This is a genomic window from Schlesneria sp., assembly GCF_036405755.1.
GTDB lineage: Bacteria > Planctomycetota > Planctomycetia > Planctomycetales > Planctomycetaceae > Schlesneria > Schlesneria sphaerica.
In genome coordinates, this window is the sequence record NZ_DASWWZ010000026.1 from 1 (window position 1) to 5334 (window position 5334).

Below are 5334 nucleotides of genomic sequence, written 5' to 3' on the forward strand. Positions count from 1 at the left end.
ATTCCTTCGGCGTCATCACGATCAGCGGCTTACGCCACTTTCGCAGCACCTGACGACGCAGCACATGGAAAATCTGGGCTGGCGTCGTGGGATAGACAATCTGAATATTGTCTTCGGCAGCCAGTTGCAGGAATCGCTCCAGACGAGCACTGGAATGCTCTGGCCCGTTCCCCTCAAACCCGTGCGGAAGCAGCATGACCAGACCGCTGAGTCGATTCCACTTGTCTTCAGCACTGACGATGAACTGGTCAATGATGACTTGAGCCACGTTGACGAAGTCACCGAACTGAGCTTCCCAACAGATCAACCCGTCGGGTGTATCGAGGCTGTAACCGTACTCGTAGCCCAGAACGCCTGCTTCTGACAGACAGCTATTCACGACTTCAACCGGGGCCTGATCTGGCGACAGGTGTGCCAGCGGCATATAGGTCTGGTCGGTTTCAAAGTCATGGAACACGGCGTGGCGGTGACTGAACGTCCCGCGTTCAACGTCTTGTCCGTGCAATCGGATCCGGTGCCCTTCCAAGCTCAACGTCGCGAATGCAAGCGATTCACCCGAGGCCCAGTCGAGCGGCAACTTGCCTTGGGCGATCGCCAGTCGCTTCGTCAAAATTGCCAGCGAACTCTGCGGATTGTGGACCTTCGGATGCGGCTGGAACCCTTCGGGAAGCTGCGACATCTGCTCCAGAAGTTGAGCGAGCTTGGCGGGATCAACTCCGGTGTCGACTTCGGGAATCCCCGCTTCGTTACCGCCGAGGTACCCGCGCCAGGTCCCTTGCAGCATATCCCAGCGATGTTCGTAGTTGGGACCGTTGGCAACTTCCAGTTCCGATTCAAGCTGCTGCCGATGAGCGAACTGCAGACGATTCGCTTCTTCCTCGGTGATCCCGCCGAGCTTCATCAGCTTGTCCAGATAGTTCTGTCCGACCTTTTTCCGTGCCTTGATCTGACGGTACATCAGCGGCTGAGTGAATGACGGCTCGTCATTCTCGTTGTGCCCACGGAAGCGGTAACAGTACATATCGATTACGACGTCACTGTGGAACGTCTGGCGGAAGTCCATCGCCAGTCGGACCACCTGAGCGACCGCTTCCGGATCTTCCCCATTCACGTGGAAGATCGGAATCTGAAGCATCTTCGCCACGTCGGTGGCATAAGGTGTCGAACGAGCCTGATGAGGACCCGTGGTGAATCCGATCTGGTTGTTCACCACGACGTGAACCGTACCACCGATTCCCGTCGCACCGAGATTGCTGATATTCAGTGTTTCCTGAATGATCCCTTCACCGGCAAAAGCAGCGTCCCCATGGATCAGCATGCAGACCACTTTTTCGCGAGTGGTGTCGCCATTGCGATCCTGCTTCGCGCGAACACGGCCCATGGCGACCGGGTTGACGAATTCCAGATGGCTGGGGTTGAAGCAAAGCGACAAGTGCATCTTGCGGCCGTCGCCGGAATGCCAGTCGTTGCTGTAACCGAGGTGGTACTTGACGTCACCACGACCCGTATTCAATTCAGGATCAAGGTCAGCGAACTCGCGGAAAATCGCCCGGGGAGCTTTCCCCATAATGCTCGCCAGCACGTTCAGACGACCGCGGTGGGCCATCCCCAGAACAATCTCTTCGACTCCCTGGTCCGCCGCCTGATAGATGGCGAGTTCCAGCAGAGGAATCAGCGTTTCCGCTCCTTCGAGCGAAAAGCTTTTGGCACCCTTGAACTTGTTCAGGATGAACTCTTCAAACACAACTGCGTCACTGAGTCGCTTCAGGATTCGCTTCTGCTCCTGCAGCGTCAGCTCGATCCGATTCTCGGTCGTTTCCATCCGGGTCTGGAGCCACTCACGAACCCGCATGTCGTCGATATGCATGAACTGCACACCGATCGATCGACAGTAAGTGTTCCGCATCCACTGATGCACTTCGCGAACGGTTCGGAAGTGCTGTCCGCCCGCTGACATGGTCGATACCTGACGATCCATGTCGGCTTCGGTCAAACCGCAGGCAGCGGGTTCAAGCTCATCGACGGTCGGTCGTGGCTGACCCAGGGGATCGATATCGGCAGCGTAGTGGCCCATGATTCGGTAGTTACGAATCAGTCGCTCAACCCGCTCTTGCAGAATGGCGTAGTCAAGCTGAATCGGACTGACCACACCTGTTCCCACCGATGGTGCACGGAACAGGCTCGGATCATGCAGCTCGCCTCCAGATCGGGTCTGACTCTCGACGATCTGTCGAAAGTAGTCCTGCCAATCTTCCGAAACTGAAGAGGGGTCCTCAAGGTACTCCAGATACAGCGACTCGACATACGTCAAGTTTGTATCCTGACCCGGGACCCGGCTCTCCTCATCCAGAAATTGGTGGTCTCCATTACGGGACCCACTTGAGGAAGAAACGCCCTTCGACGAAGAGCGACTTGTAACCGTATCTGAAGGACTCATCTTGATCGTTTCTGATCCCGAGTCAGACGGTGCTGGCCCTGTTTCGACTCGCCTGGTCGAAGGCTTGCCCCTGTCTGAAATTCCAGTCGAGAGAACCTGTGATGCAAAAAAGACTCTACGTTCCGATTCATTCTAACCAGTTTGGTGAGGCAACCAACCCGTAACATCGGAAATTGTTTTTGAATGTAACAGACCGTAACAGGAATGAGGAGTTTGGCAAACAGGAATTTTTAAGGGATCAGTCTGATTGAGCCGTCGTACGTACAATTGATTTAGCACCTGCCGTTAAAGCGGATGCGTCAACAAACGTAAACTTCAAGAACCTGACCAACGCCGCCAAAGCCCTCCCTGACGTACAACCCCACCGGACGGCTGATTGATGGTGAACAGACCTCCCCACACGGACTGAACAAGGTTCGTTGTCAATCACCTCCGCTTCTATATCCGTCGAGACCACAGGCTGCCAACGCATTCATCGTCACTTGTGCAACTGACGCCGCTCCCGCATCCAAAGACTGTCACTATTCCGCGACACATCGAATCCCCACCAGCGAGATGCAGCCCTTCCCGCAGATGGCCCCCTCCGCAACGGAACTTTTCGCCACGAGGATCAAATTCGGCAAATTTTTTCCGGGCCTGCAGACGTTCAACAAATTCATTCAATCGCGTGTGACTTCACCGCCCCAGCCCTTTAACTCCACCAGCCGAGTCCCCCACCGCCTGGTGCGAGACCGGTTCAGATTGCTCAATCGTCACATTCGGACGGAAGGGGAATTCCTCCGCTGATCGGGACGGGAATTTCCATCGGCGACGCCTCAGGAAACTTGGATCGCTTGAACATTCGCACCCTACCCGCGCGATCAAATTTGCTTGCTGTGATGAAGACGCAAATCTCGGTATAGTTTTCGGCATGACACACAAACTTTTCTCCGATCTGGGCCTCTCGCCCGACCTTCTCAAATCCATCGAGCGAATGGGTTTTGAACAGGCCTCACCGATTCAGGCTGAGGCGATCCCACAGATTCTGACCGGCCGGGACGTGATCGGCCAATCTCAAACCGGTTCCGGTAAAACCGCCGCCTTTGGTATCCCGGCGGTGGAAATGGCCGACCCCACCAATCGTGACGTGCAGATCGTGATGATGTGCCCGACTCGCGAACTAGCCTCGCAGGTTGCCGAAGAAATCTCGAAACTCGCCCACTTCAAAAAGGGCATCCGCGAACTACCGATCTTCGGCGGTCAGAGTTACGAGCATCAGTTTCGCGGACTGAAAGCGGGCCCGCAGATCGTCATCGGGACACCCGGCCGACTGATCGACCATATCAAGCAAGGCACGCTGAAGCTGAGTGGCGTCAAGATGATCGTCCTCGACGAAGCCGATCGCATGCTCGACATGGGCTTCCGCGACGACATCGAAAAGATCCTCGAAGCGATCCCCAGCGAGCGCCAGATCGTCCTCTTCTCAGCAACCCTGCCCCCTCCGATCCGCAAAATCATCGAACGCTTTACGAAGGACCCGATTACGGTCCGGATCGAAGCAACCGCGATGAGCGTCCCGGCGATCGAACAGTCCTACGTCGAAGTCGACTACCGATCCAAGACCGAGGTACTCTGTCGCCTGCTCGACCTGCACGATGTGCGCTACGGACTCGTCTTCGGATTTACGAAGATCCAAGTGGATACGCTTACCGAGGCGCTGACGGCGCGCGGTTACAGTTGCGACAAACTGCATGGCGACATGACCCAGCCGATGCGTGAACGAACCATGAAGCGGTTCCGTGAACGTAAAATCGACTTGCTCGTTGCGACCGACGTCGCAGCCCGCGGCCTGGATGTGGACGATCTTGAAATCGTATTCAATTACGAGCTGCCGCATGATGCCGAAGACTACGTACACCGCATCGGCCGGACGGGACGCGCCGGTAAAAGCGGCAAGGCCATCAGCCTGGTCAGCGGCCGCGAATTCGGACGGTTGCAGCAGATCATTCGTTTCACCAAGGCGAAGATCAACAGAGTCTCAGTCCCGCGACTTGAAGAGCTTGAGCTGAAACACGCCAGTCGACTCGTCGAGTCCCTGCATAACACAATCCAGTCGGGCGAGTTCAAGCCGCAGGACAAACTGCTGGAAGACCTGATCGAAGCAGGGCACGCTCCCGGCGAAATCATTTCCGCCCTGATGCACATGCTGGCGGGCGAAAGCAACCGAGCCCCCGAACGAATCGCTGAAGACGACCCGCGTCCTCCCCGTCGATCCCACCGCGATCATCCGTTCGATCAGCGAGACCAGCGCGGCCCCAGAGGCGACCGCGACGATGGTCCACCGCGAATGACCCGGCCACGTGAATCGACCGGTCGAGGCCAATACGACGGGCCTCCTTCTCGGGTTGACGATTCGGGCGTCTGGATCAAATTCAATGTCGGCGATAACGCCGGGGTCTCACCGGGCGACTTTGTCGGCTGCATCGCCAACGAGGCGGGTGTCCCGCGCACCGTCATCGGAAACATCCAGATCCTCCAGACCGTCAGCTTCGTTCAGGTCGCTGCTGAGGCGGCAGAACAGATTCTCGGCGCCGTTCAGGGAGTTCGCCTGCGAGGAAGACGAGTCCAGGCCATGCCCGGCACGCCTCCTCGTCGAGACTTCCGCCCCGGCCGGGACGAAGGACCAAACCGCCGCGGAAATCGCAACTAGCGATTCCTTACGAATAAGGCAGGCATGCCACTGTATGACCGTCCCCGGTCATGCAGTGCCCTGTCCTCGTGCAGTGCTCTGGCAATCGCCTGAAATCAAATCACGGCAATCCACGACCCCCTGATTCCATCGGCCTACTGGTTTCATGCAGCCGCTCCAGTTCCCACAATGAGCAGGGCGGCTGCTCGCATTTCGCCATGCACAATTG

Annotated in this window: 2 protein-coding genes; one reads left to right on the top strand and one right to left on the bottom strand. The window is 57.0% G+C overall.

What is annotated here, in order from left to right; translation table 11 throughout:
- Positions 1 to 2311, bottom strand: a 2311-nt coding sequence (locus VGE80_RS00885; protein WP_440591339.1) for a 2-oxoglutarate dehydrogenase E1 component, incomplete at its 3' end; no start/stop codon positions are given.
- 1036 nt (positions 2312 to 3347) lie between these two features.
- On the opposite strand from VGE80_RS00885, the gene VGE80_RS00890 reads away from it, so the two are divergent.
- Positions 3348 to 5126, top strand: coding sequence for a DEAD/DEAH box helicase (locus tag VGE80_RS00890; protein ID WP_373650978.1), 1779 nt, complete (start codon positions 3348 to 3350; stop codon positions 5124 to 5126).
- The last annotated feature ends 208 nt before the right edge of the window (positions 5127 to 5334 follow it).

Excerpts from the sequence above, each read along its gene's own strand:
- VGE80_RS00890 (WP_373650978.1), top strand. The coding sequence starts at position 3,348 with ATGACACACAAACTTTTCTCCGATCTGGGCCTCTCGCCCGACCTTCTC.